This is a genomic window from Nitrospirota bacterium, assembly GCA_016214855.1.
Taxonomy (GTDB): domain Bacteria; phylum Nitrospirota; class Thermodesulfovibrionia; order Thermodesulfovibrionales; family UBA6898; genus UBA6898.
Genome location: JACRMT010000004.1, coordinates 853,923 through 869,902, shown reverse-complemented (window position 1 = coordinate 869,902; position 15,980 = coordinate 853,923). Strand labels below are relative to the sequence as shown.

Annotated in this window: 23 protein-coding genes; 6 read left to right on the top strand and 17 right to left on the bottom strand. The window is 48.4% G+C overall.

All coding sequences use genetic code 11. The features are described 5' to 3' along the window. Nucleotides 1–2: 2 nt before the first annotated feature. From HZB62_06415 to HZB62_06405, 3 genes are read right to left on the bottom strand one after another with little or no spacing between them, the layout of a single operon-like run. Nucleotides 3–260 (bottom strand): hypothetical protein, encoded by a 258-nt coding sequence (locus tag HZB62_06415; GenBank protein ID MBI5074785.1) that lies wholly within the window; start codon nt 258–260, stop codon nt 3–5. Between the two features lie 16 nt (nt 261–276). Then, nucleotides 277–450 (bottom strand): hypothetical protein, encoded by a 174-nt coding sequence (locus tag HZB62_06410; protein ID MBI5074784.1) that lies wholly within the window; start codon nt 448–450, stop codon nt 277–279. A 14-nt stretch (nt 451–464) separates the two neighbouring features. Further along, nucleotides 465–950: a hypothetical protein gene (locus HZB62_06405; protein MBI5074783.1), complete on the bottom strand. Its 486-nt coding sequence runs from the start codon at nt 948–950 to the stop codon at nt 465–467. Nucleotides 951–1,173: 223 nt separating this feature from the next. On the opposite strand from HZB62_06405, the gene HZB62_06400 reads away from it, so the two are divergent. The 4 genes from HZB62_06400 (at nt 1,174) to HZB62_06385 (ending at nt 2,757) form a co-directional block, all read left to right on the top strand. Next, nucleotides 1,174–1,620 (top strand): DNA-binding protein, encoded by a 447-nt coding sequence (locus HZB62_06400; protein MBI5074782.1) that lies wholly within the window; start codon nt 1,174–1,176, stop codon nt 1,618–1,620. Nucleotides 1,621–1,723: 103 nt separating this feature from the next. Continuing rightward, nucleotides 1,724–2,149: a DUF202 domain-containing protein gene (locus HZB62_06395; protein ID MBI5074781.1), complete on the top strand. Its 426-nt coding sequence runs from the start codon at nt 1,724–1,726 to the stop codon at nt 2,147–2,149. A 165-nt stretch (nt 2,150–2,314) separates the two neighbouring features. Beyond that, nucleotides 2,315–2,539, top strand: coding sequence for a type II toxin-antitoxin system HicB family antitoxin (locus tag HZB62_06390; GenBank protein ID MBI5074780.1), 225 nt, complete (start codon nt 2,315–2,317; stop codon nt 2,537–2,539). Then, on the top strand, nt 2,536–2,757 hold the full coding sequence (locus HZB62_06385; protein ID MBI5074779.1) for a type II toxin-antitoxin system HicA family toxin: 222 nt from the start codon (nt 2,536–2,538) through the stop codon (nt 2,755–2,757). The genes HZB62_06390 and HZB62_06385 overlap by 4 nt, the downstream gene beginning before the upstream one ends. Before the next feature lie 70 nt (nt 2,758–2,827). On the opposite strand, the gene HZB62_06380 is transcribed toward HZB62_06385, so the two are convergent. Together HZB62_06380 and HZB62_06375 are read right to left on the bottom strand one after the other, a co-directional pair. Further along, on the bottom strand, nt 2,828–4,156 hold the full coding sequence (locus HZB62_06380) for a sigma-54-dependent Fis family transcriptional regulator (protein MBI5074778.1): 1,329 nt from the start codon (nt 4,154–4,156) through the stop codon (nt 2,828–2,830). Then, complete coding sequence (locus HZB62_06375; protein MBI5074777.1) at nt 4,153–5,709, bottom strand: HAMP domain-containing protein; 1,557 nt, start codon at nt 5,707–5,709, stop codon at nt 4,153–4,155. Before HZB62_06375 ends, HZB62_06380 begins: the two co-directional genes overlap by 4 nt. A gap of 70 nt (nt 5,710–5,779) precedes the next feature. On the opposite strand from HZB62_06375, the gene HZB62_06370 reads away from it, so the two are divergent. Further along, complete coding sequence (locus tag HZB62_06370) at nt 5,780–6,286, top strand: hypothetical protein (GenBank protein ID MBI5074776.1); 507 nt, start codon at nt 5,780–5,782, stop codon at nt 6,284–6,286. Nucleotides 6,287–6,373: 87 nt separating this feature from the next. Next, nucleotides 6,374–6,646, top strand: a complete 273-nt coding sequence (locus tag HZB62_06365; GenBank protein MBI5074775.1) for a hypothetical protein — start codon at nt 6,374–6,376, stop codon at nt 6,644–6,646. A 93-nt stretch (nt 6,647–6,739) separates the two neighbouring features. Here HZB62_06365 and HZB62_06360 read toward each other — a convergent pair whose 3' ends face one another. The 12 genes from HZB62_06360 to HZB62_06305 all read right to left on the bottom strand — a co-directional run bounded on the left by HZB62_06360 (nt 6,740) and on the right by HZB62_06305 (nt 15,940). Next, a complete protein-coding gene (locus tag HZB62_06360) occupies nt 6,740–7,159 on the bottom strand; it encodes a universal stress protein (protein ID MBI5074774.1) in 420 nt (139 codons plus the stop codon). 5 nt (nt 7,160–7,164) lie between these two features. After that, nucleotides 7,165–8,025, bottom strand: a complete 861-nt coding sequence (locus HZB62_06355; GenBank protein MBI5074773.1) for a universal stress protein — start codon at nt 8,023–8,025, stop codon at nt 7,165–7,167. 1 nt (nt 8,026) lies between these two features. Then, complete coding sequence (locus HZB62_06350) at nt 8,027–8,833, bottom strand: TIGR02186 family protein (protein ID MBI5074772.1); 807 nt, start codon at nt 8,831–8,833, stop codon at nt 8,027–8,029. Between the two features lies 1 nt (nt 8,834). Further along, nucleotides 8,835–9,755, bottom strand: coding sequence for a sulfite exporter TauE/SafE family protein (locus HZB62_06345; protein ID MBI5074771.1), 921 nt, complete (start codon nt 9,753–9,755; stop codon nt 8,835–8,837). A gap of 191 nt (nt 9,756–9,946) precedes the next feature. After that, nucleotides 9,947–10,420: a hypothetical protein gene (locus tag HZB62_06340; protein ID MBI5074770.1), complete on the bottom strand. Its 474-nt coding sequence runs from the start codon at nt 10,418–10,420 to the stop codon at nt 9,947–9,949. A 305-nt stretch (nt 10,421–10,725) separates the two neighbouring features. Further along, on the bottom strand, nt 10,726–11,064 hold the full coding sequence (locus HZB62_06335; protein MBI5074769.1) for a hypothetical protein: 339 nt from the start codon (nt 11,062–11,064) through the stop codon (nt 10,726–10,728). Between the two features lie 330 nt (nt 11,065–11,394). Next, nucleotides 11,395–11,886: a hypothetical protein gene (locus HZB62_06330; protein ID MBI5074768.1), complete on the bottom strand. Its 492-nt coding sequence runs from the start codon at nt 11,884–11,886 to the stop codon at nt 11,395–11,397. Then, on the bottom strand, nt 11,883–12,350 hold the full coding sequence (locus tag HZB62_06325) for a hypothetical protein (protein ID MBI5074767.1): 468 nt from the start codon (nt 12,348–12,350) through the stop codon (nt 11,883–11,885). Before HZB62_06325 ends, HZB62_06330 begins: the two co-directional genes overlap by 4 nt. Before the next feature lie 74 nt (nt 12,351–12,424). Continuing rightward, on the bottom strand, nt 12,425–12,640 hold the full coding sequence (locus tag HZB62_06320) for a hypothetical protein (GenBank protein ID MBI5074766.1): 216 nt from the start codon (nt 12,638–12,640) through the stop codon (nt 12,425–12,427). After that, nucleotides 12,631–12,900, bottom strand: a complete 270-nt coding sequence (locus HZB62_06315) for a hypothetical protein (protein ID MBI5074765.1) — start codon at nt 12,898–12,900, stop codon at nt 12,631–12,633. The genes HZB62_06320 and HZB62_06315 overlap by 10 nt, the downstream gene beginning before the upstream one ends. A 138-nt stretch (nt 12,901–13,038) precedes the next feature. Next, nucleotides 13,039–14,370, bottom strand: coding sequence for a sigma-54-dependent Fis family transcriptional regulator (locus HZB62_06310; protein ID MBI5074764.1), 1,332 nt, complete (start codon nt 14,368–14,370; stop codon nt 13,039–13,041). Between the two features lie 16 nt (nt 14,371–14,386). Beyond that, nucleotides 14,387–15,940, bottom strand: coding sequence for a HAMP domain-containing protein (locus HZB62_06305; GenBank protein ID MBI5074763.1), 1,554 nt, complete (start codon nt 15,938–15,940; stop codon nt 14,387–14,389). Nucleotides 15,941–15,980: the final 40 nt, after the last annotated feature.

Here is a 15,980-nt window from a genome sequence, read left to right as displayed (position 1 = left end):
TATTATTTGACCTCCATTTTCTTTTTTGAAGCCTCAATTCCGAGCATTGTCCAGAAATGGCCGGTAAATGTGCCGTGGAAGTATGAGAAGACGAATGCTGTGATAATCGGCAGAAAGGCAAAGAGCCCGCCCTTGCCGAAGGTGTTGTTCAGGAAATCCTGATTTGAGAGCAAGGCAATATACAATCCGGCCGAAACTATGCCGGTGAGGATAAGGGGTGTTACAGGTTTCTTTCTCTTTTTCTGCTCGCTTGTTGTCATGGTCCCTCCGTTCTTATTAGCGTGATTTCTGTATCGTCTGCTTCTTACGAAGCTCCGGTCTGTTCGTTGCTCTTCTGTCCGGGCGCTCTTCTTCGCGCAGGAATTCCCGGGCTGTTGCGTGTTCATTTGCCTCTGCAAAGGTTACTGCTGCCATAAGTCTGTCAAACTTTGTAAATACTGCTGCTTTCATGGTGATCTCCTTTCTTATATCTCTGCCGTTGCCGGTCTTGAGATATGTACAATGGGTTTTGAAATATTCTTTAAAAGCTTTTTTATATCAATGGTCTTTTTATTTTCTGAGAGTGAAGGGCTGATCAGGACCATGTCGATATTGGGCCTGTCCTTCAGGAATGCCTTTATTGCTGCTGCTACGTCACCTTCCGATGTGTGGCAGAGCATGGTGATCTCTGTTTCTTCTGCTTTCCGGGCCAATTCTGCAATTCTGTTGTTAAGTTTTTCCCTGCATGTCTTCTGCTCACATTCCATGATCTCTTTCATGGTCTTCAGGTCGCCTGCCTCTGCAAATGCTGCAGCTGCCATAATGTCTTCAAACTGCGTTGTCAGATCGGCAGGTTGCATGATCAGCGTCTCTATGGAGACATTGAGGGTTTTTGCCAGTTCAAGGGCATAAGAAAAGCCTTCGTCGCATTGCTCACCTCCTTTGGTTACGAATAAGATCTTATCTTTCATCTGCGTTTCTCCTTTTTGGAAATTCGCGATATACATTCCAAACTTCATGCCAGCGTATAACCTTATGTAAATAAAGAATAATGCTATTGGGTATGCATCAGTAACTGTTTCAAACTGAAACTATAGTGCAACGTCATGGCACGCTCGGGCAGCTCCCAGCTCTAAAGTTGTAATTAATAGGGGTTGTGCTATGATTTGAAATAAACGGCTTAAGGAGGTTGTGATGAGAAAATGGATGAGAATAGGGTCTGTTTTTGTAGTGGCACTCTTTTTTGGGACATCGCTTGCCATGGCTGCGCCCTGGAAGGGAAGCGGGGGATGGGGCATGGGTTCACCGTATCAAAGAAATTTTAATGTCTCAACTGTGGAGAGCGTCTCAGGCACAGTAGTATCTGTTGAGCAGACAAAGCCGATGAAGGGCATGTATTACGGAATGCATATCATAGTGAAGACGGAAAAGGAGTCACTTGAAGTGCATCTCGGCCCTGGATGGTATATCGAGAGGCTTGATACCAGGATCGAGAAGGGAGATAAGGTTGAGGTCAAGGGCTCACGAGTGACCATGGCAGGAAAGCAGGTCATTATCGCGCAGGAAGTCAAAAAGGGAGATAATACGCTCATCCTCAGGGATAGTGCAGGTGTTCCGGCCTGGGCAGGGTGGCGGCGATAAACGTTTCAGGCGAAAAGAGGCCCTGCCTTGAGCCGGAGCAGAGCCTCTTTTATTGTCTAACTCAGTTGTAGCGCTGCGCGGTATAATATCCATAACTATGGAGATGAAGAAACCGGAAGACAGCGCTATCCCGCAGGTGAGAAACCGGCGTGTTCATATGGCGAATGAGCGGACCTTTCTCGCCTGGATCAGAACCAGTATTGCGATCATGGCCTTTGGCTTTGTGGTCGAGAAGTTCGGGCTCTTTGTGAGGCAGTTTTCCTACTTTCTTTCCCAGGCTGATATTGCCCATAAGGCAGGACTGCAGTCCGCGGTCAGTCAGCCCCAGGGATACTCGTCGATTTTAGGCATTCTGCTCGTTGGGTTCGGTGCGGTTATGGGAGTGCTTGCGTTCATCAGATATAAGAAGGTGGCGAAGCAGATCGATGACGATACCTATCAGCCTTCGCGCATTCTTGACGTGATGCTGATGCTCTCACTGCTGATCATCGGCGCGTTTCTGGTCATCTACCTTATGCACAGCCTGTAACAGCAGAACTGCCTTGAAATAAAATAGCAAATAGAGCCCGCTGCCATAACTAAAGTTCCCAAACTTACGACTGCAAAGTTTTTGGCTTTCGTATAAAATAGGCACTGGTTTGAAATTATGCCTTCAAAAAAGACCTTGCAATATTCGGAAAAGGAGACTCAGACGATGAAAGATTATTACTACAAAGCGGTGATTGAGCCGCAGGATGAGGGCGGTTTCACAGCTTATGTGCCGAGTCTTCCGGGCTGTGTCACTGAGGGTGAGACATACGAAGAAACAATGAGCAACATGAAAGAGGCTCTGGAGCTTTACCTTGAGACCCTGAAAGAAAGAAGACGCAAGGTCAAGCCTGATACTACCCACATAGCAGAGCTTCATGTTTTCGTATGAGTAAGGAGCTTCCATCCCTAACGCCAAAGCAGGTTATAAAGGCATTGGAGAAAATAGGCTTTGAGTTTTTCAGGCAGAAGGGAAGTCATAAGATCTATGTAAAAGGAGCAATGCAGGCCATTGTTCCATATCATAGCAAAGACCTTAAGAAAGGGACGCTGCACCAGATCATCAAAGGCACTGGTTTAAGTATTGAGGAATTCAGAGATTATCTGTAAATGAAGTGTCTTGTCCTGCCAGCCCTGACGCCTTCCAGATTTCTTGCTACCGATTAGGCTAATACAAGGCCTACTTCTTCAGTATCCTCCAGAGGCTGGTGCGTGAAATACCGAGGAGTTCGGCTGCCTTTGAGCGGTTGTTGTCCACGAAATCGAGAATTCTTTCTGCATAATCCCTGTTCAGTTCGTCGATCGTTTTGACCCTGTTCGGTGAAATGGTCTCGACCTCAAAAAGCTTGATAGTCTGCGGAAGATTCTCCGGTTGGATTGTCGAGGACTTCTCCAGGATCACCGCTCTTTCGATGATATTCTCCAGTTCCCTCACATTCCCGGGAAAGCCGTAGGAGATCAGAATATCCATAGCTTCTTTGCTGAAGGCGGTTATCCTCTTGTTCTCTTTTTTTGCATACTTCAGCAGAAAGTGTTTGATAAGAGGCGTGATATCTTCTTTTCTTTCCCTGAGAGGCGGGATGAACACATCCATGACATTAAGCCGGTAGTACAGATCCTCTCTGAATTTGCCTTCCTTGATGAGCGTCGAAAGATTCTGGTTCGTGGCAGCGATAAGCCGGACATCAACCTTGATCAGCCGTGTTCCGCCCACACGCATGAATTCCTTGTCTTCGATCACCTTCAGAAGCTTGGCCTGGAGTGAGGGCGTCATCTCTGCGATCTCGTCAAGAAAAAGCGTTCCGGTATCCGCAACCTCGATCAGTCCTTTCTTCGAAGCTACAGCGCCGGTGAAGGCCCCTTTTTCATGGCCGAAAAGTTCACTGGCAAGAAGCTCTTCGGTGAAGATGGCACAGTTCAGGCCGAGGAACGGTTTGTCTTTCCGGGCACTGGTATGATGGATGATCTTTGCGACCAGATCTTTCCCTACGCCGCTTTCTCCGGTAAGCAGCACATTGCAGTCTGAATTCGTTATGCTTCTGATCACTTCGACGACGCGCTGCATGGTATGGCTCTTTGCGATGAACGGAAATTCCTGGTCTATGCCGAGGGAGACCTTAAGAGCGGTGTTCTCTTTCTCTATCCTTTTTTTTTCCAGAACCTTCTTTATCTTGATGTTCAGCTCGTCAAGATTAAAGGGCTTGGTAACATATTCCGATGCGCCTTTCTTCATGGCAATGACCGCTGATTCAATGCTGCCGAAGCCGGTGATGATGATCACCTCTGCGTCGGGCTCCCTGGCTTTGATCTTTTCGAGCAGGGTGAGCCCGTCCATCTCCGGCATCTTGATGTCAGCTATGATCACATCATAGGCGTTCTTTTCGAAAAGAGCGAAGGCAGACAGGCCGTCCTTTGTGCCGGTGACCTCGTAGCCTTCCTTTTCGAGGGCATAGGTGAGGTGTTTCAGGGATATCGTCTCATCTTCTGCTATTAATATTCTCTGGCTCATACTCCTCCAGGCAGTGTGATCAGAAAGGTCGAACCTTTTTCAGAGGTATGCTGCAGATCGATCCTGCCTTTGTGCTTCTCTAGTATACTGTAAACAATGGCAAGGCCTAAGCCTGTTCCGTGGTCCTTGGTCGTAAAAAATGGATCGAAGATCCTCTGGAGCTTTTCTTTGGGTATACCCTTGCCGGTATCTGAGACCGAGATCTTAATTATGGGGCCGTCACGGTCAATAGTTATGGTCAGGAGACCCTTGCCCTCCATGGCGTCCACCGCATTGTTGAACAGGTTAATGAAGACCTGTTCCATCATGTGGCTGTCGGCCAGCACCGTGGCATCTTCCTGCGCCTGAATAGCGTACCGGACGTCTCCCAGGTCATCGGTCGCTGCCATCTGGGTCAGGATGCCCTTTATCAGAACGGTTATCTGAACAGGGGCAAGCTCAGGCGGTTTTTCCCGGGCAAAGGCAAGCAGATCGCTCACGATCCTCTTCACCCTCAGCGTCTGAGAATAGATATCACCGACCGTCTCTTTGATTATGCCGGGACAGGTCTCGGTATCGATCTCTTTGGTAAGGATCTGCGCTGCAAGATAGATATTGTTCAGCGGATTGTTCAGTTCATGGGCAACGCCTGATGCCAGCGTGCCGAGAGAAGCGAGCTTCCGGCTCTGGAGGAGTTCCTCGTTCTTCTTTTCGATCTCGTGGTCCCGGGCAATGAGGTCATTCTCCATTTTATTGAAGGCATCGATCAGGACCCCGACCTCATCATGCTTGTCCGGGGCCGGCAGGGAAGAGAAATCTCCTTTACCGGTCTTTTCTATCGCGCTCGTGAGCATCTTCATCTGTCTGACCGTGCTGCGTACGATAACCAGCAGAGCGGAAAATCCGACGATAAGAAAGAGGGGAAAGAGAATAAGAAGCGCGGTCTGTGAGATCCTGATCGTGCGGTCAACCTTCTCCCGAGTCACCGTATCAAGGCCCTTTGAAAGTGTCAGGATCTCCTCCCCGATCTTTCTCAGCGCTGTGATCTCCGTATCCAGATCCCTGAGATTATTGAGTATAGCCGAATCCGCGCCCGGCTTAAAGAGTATCTCGATCTGTCTTGCATTGACCGCAGGACTTTCGAGGAACGTTGCTTCCATAAGGGGGAAAAACAGTGCATATTGAGTGTTTCGTTTCTTCAGTTTTTCAATATTGTCGAGGAACTCCCACGCAAGGGTTTCGATTCTGCTGAAACGCCGGCTGTAATCCTCGATGCTTGCCTGCAGGTTAAGGATCTGCCCGTTCGTATCACGGGGTTTATTCTTCTCAAGGATGGCCTTGATCTCTTTGATATACGCATGCACACTTTCGATCTCGCGGACATCCCTGTACAGAAGGAAGTTCTTTTCATGCCGCCTGAGCTGAAGCGTTTTGCTGCGAAGTGTATCGGACAGTTCGAGGTTCAGTATCTCCTTTCTGATCTCGATGAAGTTCACATAGGCAAAGATCGCAAAAATGGCTATGAGAGCGGAGCTGATCAGAAAACTGAGTATGATCTTCTTCTGCAGGGACATGATGGATTATATTAGCACCTTCACCTCTGAAAACTGAAATTCCGGTGCAGCGGTCTGCGGTCCGGGAAATGTGAATATCCGGCCGGCTAAGGGCATTATTTATATTGACATTGCAGCTTCTGCGGTGGTTATATTGAGCGTGGACTTAAGCAAACGCATGAGGGACCTTGCCAAAATAATTCTCGTGTTTTATTGTGCTGTTCTGACGATCATGCCGCTCTCATGTCTTCATGTTGAAGACCTTCTCCCGGCAACTGCACTTCTCACCTCTCAGGCGCATCTGCAGACCGATCTGATCGTTCTCATTCACGAGGCACTGTATGCTCATCTGCGCAATGCGACAGACTATCTGTTCGGATCAGTTGCCTGGCTATTTGATCAGCTTATCTTTCAAATGAGTGAAACGCTTTTCCTTGATGGCGTGGGAATGACAGAGTCTCTCCTTTCTCTGAATGTCCTGGTAGCGGTCTTATCCATGGCGCTGAAATATGTCTATAAAAGGGGCAAGACCTTATCCCGGACGATCTTATGTTACCGCCTGTTCCTGCACTCACCGCCTGCTCTCTATTCTCTATAACCTCCTTCAGAAAATAGGGATAGTGGCGTTTTCGTTCAACGGCAGTAATAAGTCCTTTTGCTGCCATCAACAAAAAGAGGTACAACAATGAGACAGAATTGCTGGGAATATATGAACTGCAGCAGTGGCGGCATGAAAGGTCAGGGAACATGCCCGGCCCGAACCGAGACAAGGGCTCATAAGCTGAACCGCGGCAATAATGGCGGCAGGGTCTGCTGGGCTGTTGCAGGTACGCACTGCCATGGCAGGGTGCAGGGCACGTACGCGGAAAAGGTCCTGATCTGCAGCGACTGTGATTTTCGCAGGACCGTGCAGGAAGAGGAATGGCCGTCCTTCCGGCTTGTTTATCTGAAGAGCTGATAATCAGGCAGAACATCCTTGAGGCCGGCAGTCTGATCGGCACTATGCCGAGGAAAAAGAACGGGGACTTATTGGGTCCCCGTTGAAATTCATTCAGGCAGAAACCACAAAGACAGGACAGGGTGACTGATGTATCACTTTCCCGACAGTGTTGTCGCCGAAGATCCTTCTTAGCCAGTTCCTCTTTTTTGCACCCATGACGATGACATCGCACCGCTCTTCTGCTGCCACTTCAAGGATCCTTTGCGAGACATTGCCTTCCTCGATCCTTGTCTTTACCAGTAATCCTTCTCTTTCGGCAACCCTTCTGATCTCGGCGGTTTCGAGGCGGGACCCATTGTCGAGCAGGTCCTCGATATTCTTCACGCCGGTCAGGTTCAGATCGCCTTCGTTTGCAGGCAGGACCTTGACCACGGTTATCCAGCACTGTTCGTCGCAGGCAAGGCTGATCCCCCTGGCAAGCACCTCTTTTGATCCGTTCACTGCTATCAGGACCTTTCTGTATCCTTTCATTGCTTTTACCTCACAACCAGGATCGGACAGGTTGCGGTCATGATGACGCGTTCTGTTGTGCTCCCCATGATCGCCTTGTTCACGCCGCGATATCCGTGGCTTCCCATTATGATGAGATCGTTCTTCATCCTGCCTGCAGTCTCTATGATCCTGTCAGCAGACGGCCCTTCTTCGATCTTTGTCGTTATCTGATCTACCTTCTGGACAGCCGCAAGTTCAGTGGCGGTTTTCATGATCTTATCAGCCTCCTGATAAAGGCTCTTCCTGATAGACTCGGTCCTGAAAAAATCTATCATCTCCTCGTAGCGGGGGATGACATAGAGCACTGTCACAGATGCATGGTCGGGTTTTGACAGTTCACAGGCCCTGGCCAGCGCCCTCTTGCTGAAGTCTGACCCGTCAAAAGGCACGAGGATCGACCGATATTCACCGGTGCATTCAATGCAGGGTTTTTTTACAACCAGGACGTCTGTCGGCGCATCCGCTATAACGCGGGACGTGACGCTTCCCATGAGCAGCCGGTTGAGACCTTTCCTTCCATACGTCCCCAGAACAATAAGGTCGGCCTTTTTGCCTTCTGCCACATCGAGGATCACGTCGGCAGGATCGCCCTCGCAGAGGAGCGACTGGACATTGATGCCGAATTCGGCAGCGATCATATTTTTAGACTGAATGCATGCCTTTTCACCGATCTTCAACCTTTTTTCGAGCTGTTCAGGTGCAATGCCGAATTCCTCTGTGTCGAAAAAGACCGCATGGGCCAGGATGACCCTTCCGCCATGTTTTTTTACATGATTGGATGCCTCGATGAGCGCTGCCTTGCTTGATAACGAATCGTCGAAGCCTACGAGCAGTGTGTCATACATATTAATGAGCACCTCCGCCTTTTCTGAATACCAGTCCGACTCCAAAGCCTGCTCCCAGGGCAGAGAGTATCGATATGATCCCGTAGATCGAGGCATTGTTCTTTGCCATGCCGGCGAGTGTCTTTACAATGCCGACCTGCTCGACCAGCACTTTTGAGACCGCAGTATCGACGATCTTTCCGTCTTTGACTGCATATACGGTAACCAGGTAGTCTCCGGGAGGTGCCTGATACGGCCATTCAGTATTGATGTAATACGACTGTTTGCCGTCCTTTTCTTTCAGGTCGATCCTGCCGGCTGATGTCGTATAGAGTCTGGATGATTCCTTGTACTTCAAAAACTCTCCGAACCATTTTGCCTTCTCCTGTTCGTCTGCTGCCGGGCTCAGCTGTACATGTCTGCCAAGTGCAGGATAGCCTATGACGAATCGATCCTGTTCATTCTGGTCGATCAGGTCTTCGACCTTCCGGGTGCTGTGGATAGAATAGAGGTTCGGCACGTCCTCGAAATTCAGGGCGCCCACATTCATCCAGAGCAGACCGCCGACCTTGCCTTTCTGCTTGAGTGCCTCATGACCTTCTGGTGAGGCGATCTTGATGATCAGGTCTGTTCCTTTATCTGCAATGCCGCTTACGCTGACCGTGCTTCCGTGATAAAAGAAATCGACCTTGATATGGTCATGGTTCGCCTTTGCCGTCAATTCTGCCGATGCCGTCCCGATCGTTACGATCAGGCTGATAACGATGAGTATCGGTTTTATTATTTTTAAGCTGATCACTGATAACTGATTACTGTTCACTGTTTTCATATTAGTGTCCTCCTGCCTGTGATAAGAGTATTGAGGGGCTGAGCGTGAGATCGAAGACGATCTTTACGGTAACCAGAAGAACGATGACCGCAAGAATGATCTTGAGCTGTTCCCCCTTGAGCTTTCTTCCAAATACTGCGCCCACCTGCGCGCCGATGGTGGAGCCAAGCAGAAGCAGCACCGCGAGGATAAAGTCCACGTTATGGTTGGTGTAGGCCTGAAGAAAGGTCACCTCGATGCAGTTGAAGAGGATCTGAAAGAGGCTCGTGCCGACCACAACATGCATCGGCATCCTGAGGATATAGACCATGACCGGGACCATAAGGAATCCGCCGCCCACGCCCATGATCGCTGCAAGAATCCCTACAAACCCACCGAAGATGATAGGAAGAAGCATCGAATGGGTGACGCCTGATTTTACATACTCTGTCTGAAGCGGCAGGGTCTTGAGGAGCTTTGAGAATGCTGACTCCTTTTCCTCTGACTTCACTTCCTGCACGTTCTTTTTTCTTATGCTGCTCAGACTCTCGATGAACATGTACGTGCCGACTATGCCCAACATCAGCACATAGGTCATCTTGATCACAAAATCGGCATTGCCCATGGCATTAAGCACCTTGATGCCCTGAACGCCGACGAGCCCGCCGATGAACCCGCCGATCAGGAGATGAAAACCCATCTTGAAGTCCACATTGCCGACCTTCCAGTGGGCATAGGTGCCTGAGGTGGAAGCTGCAACGATCTGGTTCGAGTCAGTTGCAGCTGCTACGGTTGAGGGTATGCCGAACATGATCAGAAGGGGGGTCATAAGAAAGCCGCCTCCGACGCCGAACAGGCCTGAGAGCAGGCCGACCGCCAGACCGAGCCCTACAGGGATGAAGATGTTGATACTGGTCAGTGCTACCGGTAAATACAAATACATTCCTTGTTTCCTCCGTTTTTTCTGATATATGCAATCTTGAAATAGGATTTATGCTGAAAAATCTCCCCGTTCCCCTCTTTATCAACCAGAAGTAAGTGCTTTAAGAGTGTGGTCCAATGATTCCTCCCTTTGGTAAAGGGAGGTTAGGAGGGATTTTTCAAACAGATGTAGTTTCAATTTTGTGCCCGATGTTATGCTGTTTGCGGCTGTTTGGCCATGGTCACGATCGGCCTTGATGATGTGCGTACAAGTCTGCTGAGCTCGCGCGAAGAGATGTTCCCGTCTTCTGTGATGTCAGGGCTGAGCAGAACCATGTCGATGCTGCTGTTCTGTTTCAGGTAGTCCTTTACGGAGGTTGCCGCATCCTGAATGGCTGTATGAATTGCGGTCGCCACGCCCGAGGTCCTGCATTTTTCCTCAATAGCGCTCGTGAGGTTCGTCCCGGCTTCCGAGGAATTCATGATCTGTCTTGCTGTTTCAGGCTCGTTCTCCTCAGCAAAGGCCACTGCTGACATGATCTGCTCAAGCTTTCCGGAGAGCTTTTTCTTATTCACCAAAAGGACTGCCATGCCTTTGTCCGTCATCTTTGCCAGATCAAGGGCGTAGTTGAGACCTTCGTCAATCTCTCCGTCTTTGTAAGTCACAAATAATAGATTCCGCTTCATTTCCATCCTCCTTGCTCCAAAATCTATTACCTATAGAGCATGTTGAATGCCAGACTATAACTCTTTGAATTTACATATAAAAAACGATATGAGGTATTGTTGTGTTTAGAATATGAACAGCAGATTCATGCAGTTTTAAATGCTGTCCATATACGGAACAGAACATTTAACGTCTTGAAAAATTGGGATAAATTGACGAGAGTGAGATGGCTTTTGGAAGAATAAAAGGTGGTGTTTAGATTATGAACAGTCTTAACAGCAGCATTGAGCCAAGTGAAACGAGCCGACGTTTTTTTAAAAAAATACTATCTTTCAACCTTCCAGCCATCCAGATACCCCGGAAGATTCAAGTCCCATTTCAGGTAATATCTTGCGGCTGCCTTGGGCGAGAAAAATATCAAGGTGGCCTTTTCGACGAAAACGGTTGGATCCAGAGGATGATGCCTCTGTGTCCGATAGATATAGAGCCATCTGGCCTTGCGCTCGATTACGCCGCCTTCCCATACTGACTCACCGGGAACAGCAGGCTTCCATTCACGTGGAAACCATTTTTCGGATTGAAGGACGTGGGCAAGGTGACGGACAACATCAGAATACTTAAGCGGCGGATGCGGCCATAACCCGCGCTCAATTCTTTCGGGCATATCAATATGCCCGCGTCTTAGCAGGAATGTGAGTGTTTCAGGATCCATAGGTTCGATCAATCTATCTGTCCAATGCGTCAGATGAGCCGCTTGGCGGCTCGAACATCTGGTTAGAATTAGCCGTTATTTTGTCCTATGTCAACGGGCTGACCCCATCGTCTATTTTTAAAAAAGCAGGGGCTTACTTCCATACGAACATTGTGGAGCAGGATTCACTATCCGGCCAAGGCCCGATGATTTCTGCGAACCGCCCACTGCGCCTGTCCTCTGGAGGAGACCCGCATGCGGGGTGTTGTGGGGGCTGGGGGTTAACTACCCCCGGCTACCCGATTAGAGCTTTATTTCATCTATTCGTTTCTGAGAAAACAGCCATGCTTGAGGCACCTTATGATCATACTTTGAATTGGGATGATCGCGCTGATAGTCTTCCTGTAAAGCGCCATGCCCCCGGCCGTGACACTGGCCTTTCATATGGTCTGCTATTTCGGCGGGTCTTGCAATGTAGACCCTTGGGGCGTCACCGATAGAGACGTGAATAAACTGAACAAAGAGAAAAATGACGTCATCGCGCTGCGAAGCAAGCCAGCTATCGATAGCATCGTGATAGCTTGAGTCCTCTTTCTTGTAACGCACTGCCAGCATCCAACCGCCATCTTGACTGCCTTTTACCGATATTGGCAAAAATCTCCTGTCTTTGTTTGCCACAAGATCATAATGCGGCTGATTCGCGCCATATTGAACCAAAACATCATAACCTGCTTGGGCGAGCAGACACGCAGCATAAGACTCTGCTGCAATTTCACATTGTCTTGATGTCATCATTTGTTATCCTTTTCAGCCTTATTTAAATCGTAATTGTGAACTTTGTCTTCCAATAGATTCATCAAATTCAAACCGTCCTTGAAGGCCCGATCATATTGAGTCTTTGGGTAACCATGCCAGTCGCCGCTTGCTGAATCGAAAAATATTTTGTGAATAATATTATTTCTTGTCTTGTTGAATGCTAATAATCTGTCACGGACTCTCTGTGATATTGTTTTTTGAATAAAGAGTACCTTTACAGACGTATTGAATGGAATTTCCAGCATTGAGTCATAGGCTAAATCAAAGTTGTCATGTGGGCCAGGCTTTGTCCTTGTGAGAAATAACAGTTCACGAAGTTGACGCTCAATGCAGGCATGTTCAACCTGAATAGCTTCAATGTAATAACCATCGGCATAAGCTTTTTTTGCATGTGCTGATGGCCAATAATCGATTTTAATGATATTTTCTATTTTCTTTTTCATTTATTATTCGCGCTCTAACGTTTCGGCTGATCTTCCAAAGACTTGTTCTTGATAAGCCGGGCAGGTCTGCCTTTCTATGATTTTAAAATATCCTCAGCTGTGTAAAAAGCAGTCTTTCCCTTATGCTCCCTGGTTTCGAACTTCTTAATCTCATTCAAATCTAAAGTATGTTCATACAATTCAAGCAGTGATTTCTTTACCAGCGCTGACTTGTCTTCATGAAAATGGTCGGACAATTTTTTCAGGATCTTTTCCTCGTCTTTATTCAATCTTATCGAGATCACTCCCATTTATCGTATACCTCCTCTCTTTTGGCGATGGTGATAACAAAATAGCTGTTATCTTCAATATAGAATATGGCCCTGTATTTCCCTTTCCTGACGCGATAGTAGGTTCTCGTTTCAGATGACTTTAACCTCCTGATGTCAAAGAGGCTCAAGTCGTGAGTTGTATCCAATGCAATGAAAACATTGCTGAATTTATGAAAAATATCTTTGGGTAAAGAACCCTTGGAAACGGCCTTCTTAACGGTTTCTTCATAAAAAACCATGTTATATGTTTACAATGTATGACAGTATTTGTCAAGGCGTTGGTGTGACCGTTATCACTGAAATTGTCATGCTTTGAAGGTAGTTGTGTCACTCAAGAAAAGAAATCCCCGACAGTAAAAGCAGTTGTGAGCTACGTATTACTCTTCCTTTAGTATCTTCCACAAACTCGTTCTTGATATGCCTAACAGTTCACACGCTTTTGACCGGTTGCCGCCTAACATCTTCGTGACCTTCTCAGCGTAATCCCTGGAGATCTCATCGATAGTCTTTATCTTGTCAGGGTCAAAGGTCTCGATCTGAAGCACCCGTATGCCATGTGGCAAACTCTCGGGCGTGATGGCAGGGCTTTTTTCAAGAATGATGGCGCGCTCGATGATATTTTCGAGCTCACGTACATTGCCCGGAAAGCTGTAATGCAGGAGGATCTCCATTGCCTCATCAGATATGCCGGACAATTTCTTGCCTGCCTTGGGAAGATGCTTCTGGAGAAAGTATTTGCTAAGCGGACGGATGTCGTCCTGCCGTTCACGCAGGGGAGCAATGAATATATCCATCACATTGATCCGGTAGTACAGATCCTCCCTGAACTTTCCCTCTGCCATCAGGCTTTTTACATTCTGATTTGTCGCAGCGATGAAACGGACATCAACCTTCTGCGGTTTCGTGCCACCTACGCGGTAAAACTCGCCTTCCTCTACAACCTTCAGGAGCTTTGCCTGAAGGTTTGGAGAGAGCTCTGCTATTTCGTCAAGGAATAGGGTGCCGGAATCGGCGATTTCGACAAGCCCCTGCTTTGTAGATATGGCCCCGGTGAATGCGCCTTTTTCATGGCCGAACAGTTCGCTTGCAAGGAGGTCTTCAGTGAGGGTTGCGCAGTTGATGGCCAGAAAAGGTCGCTGCTGTCTCCTGCTGGTGAAATGGATGATCTTCGCGATCAGGCTCTTGCCCACGCCTGTCTCGCCCGTAAGGAGCATGTTGATGTCTGAATCCTTTATCCCTTCAATGGTTTCGAGGATGCGCTTCATGCTGTCGCTCTTGGCTATGATCGAGACCTTCTTATCCATGCCGAAATAGGTCCTGAGCGCGAGATTCTCTTTCTTTAGTGCCTTCTGCTCCAGGATCTTCCTGACCCGCAGCACAAGCTCGTCAAGATCAAAAGGCTTTGTGATGTAGTCATATGCTCCCTTCTGCATCGCCTCCACTGCAGAGCCGATGCTGCCAAATCCTGTGATAAGGATCACTTCCGTTGCGGCGTACTGCTCTTTAACGTGTTCAAGGAGCTCGATGCCGGTCATGCCGGGCATCTTGATGTCGGTGATAAGAACGTCGAAATGCTCCTGCTGGAGTTTTTGGAGGGCTGTGCTGCCGTCCTTTGTGGCTGTAACATCGTAACCCTCATCCTTCAGGGTATCGAGAATGTTGTTCAGCGTGATCTCTTCGTCTTCTGCTATGAGTATCCTGAATGCCATGGAATATAGTCTTCCTTTACCGGTGATTTTTCGGCAATGAGATAATAAATGTGGTGCCTTTTCCTTCTTCGCTCTCAACGGTCAATTCTCCGTGATGTTTCTGGATGATGTTGAATACGATAGCAAGGCCGAGACCTGTTCCTTTGTCCTTTGTGGTGAAGAAGGGCTCAAATATCTTGTCGAGCGCGTCTTTTGGGATGCCGCTGCCGGTATCAGTGATCCGCATGGCGATCCTGCTCTCATCTTCCTTTGCCTTTATCAAAAGCTCTCCCCGGCCGGACATGGCATCCAGGGCGTTCGAAAAAATATTGATGAATACCTGTTCGAGCTGTTTCGTATCTGCGTACAGGACTATCTCCTCAGGCGTCAGCTCAAGGGAGAGTCGGATACCCTGCATATCCCGGGTATTTTCGAGGTGTTTGTACGCTTCAAGAATAAGTCCGCGTAATTCTACTGCCATAAGATGGGGTTCTCTTCCGCGTGCGAATTCGAGCAGGTCGCCGACAATGCTCTTTACGCGCATGGTCTGGCCGAAGATGTCGTTGAGCCCTTTTGTTATATACTCGGGACTGTCGTCACCAGCCTTCTTCATAAGCCTCTGTGCGGTGGTATAAATATTATTAAGCGGGTTGTTCAGCTCATGGGCAACACCTGATGCGAGGGTGCCGATGGCAGCCAGCTTCTTGGACTGCAGCAGCTCCTTTTCCCTCTGGCTGAGCTGGTCCTCCATGTCGTTGAATGTCCTGATGAGCTGGCCCACTTCGTCCCCGCTCCATGAGGACGGTGGTTCCTCAAGATGGAAGTAATTCCCTGATCCTGTTTTTTCAATAAGAGCGGTGAGCAGATGCAATCTCTTGACAACATTACTGATAATGAACAGAGTCGTGCCGAAGCCGGCTATGAGGAAAAGGGGAAAGAATACCAGTATGGCGATTCGCGAGAGATGAATAAAACGGTCAACTTTTTCGCGCGCCTCTTTATCAAGTTCCTTTGAGGCAACAAGAATATTTTCTCCTGTCTTCCGGAGTGTAGTGATCCCGGCATCAAGTTCACCAAGTATTACGACTATCGAATGGTCCGGCTGCAGTGCGAGCGTATCCCGGAGATAGGCGATGTCTTCCAGGGGTTTGTCCAGAAAGTTTGCCTCTATGAGGTCGCTCACGCGGCGATATGCGGGCAATGAACTCTTCAGTTTGTTGGATTCGGAATCTACACCTGCCACGAGCGACTCGATCCTGCTGAACTGGTCCCGGTATTCCTGAAAAAGGCCCCTCAGTGAAGCCGCCCGGTTCATTGCCGGTGTCTTTGCACTGTTGAGCAGGTCGTCCAGCTCGGTCAGATACCCGTAGATCGCTTTGGATTCGTCTGCGGCATGCTCAGGCGCATAGAGAAAGTAGTTCTTTTCATGACGCCTGAGCTGCAGGGATTTGGACCGTATGGTATCGGTCAGCTCGAGGAAGATCGTTTCCTTTTTTATCTCTATAAAGTTCAGATACAGGAAGGCAGAAAGCATTGCTATAATGCCTGCGCTGACAAGGAAGCTGAGCACTATTTTCTTCTTGAGCGACATATGGCCTTATATTAGCACCGGAACTGAAGCAAAATAAAAC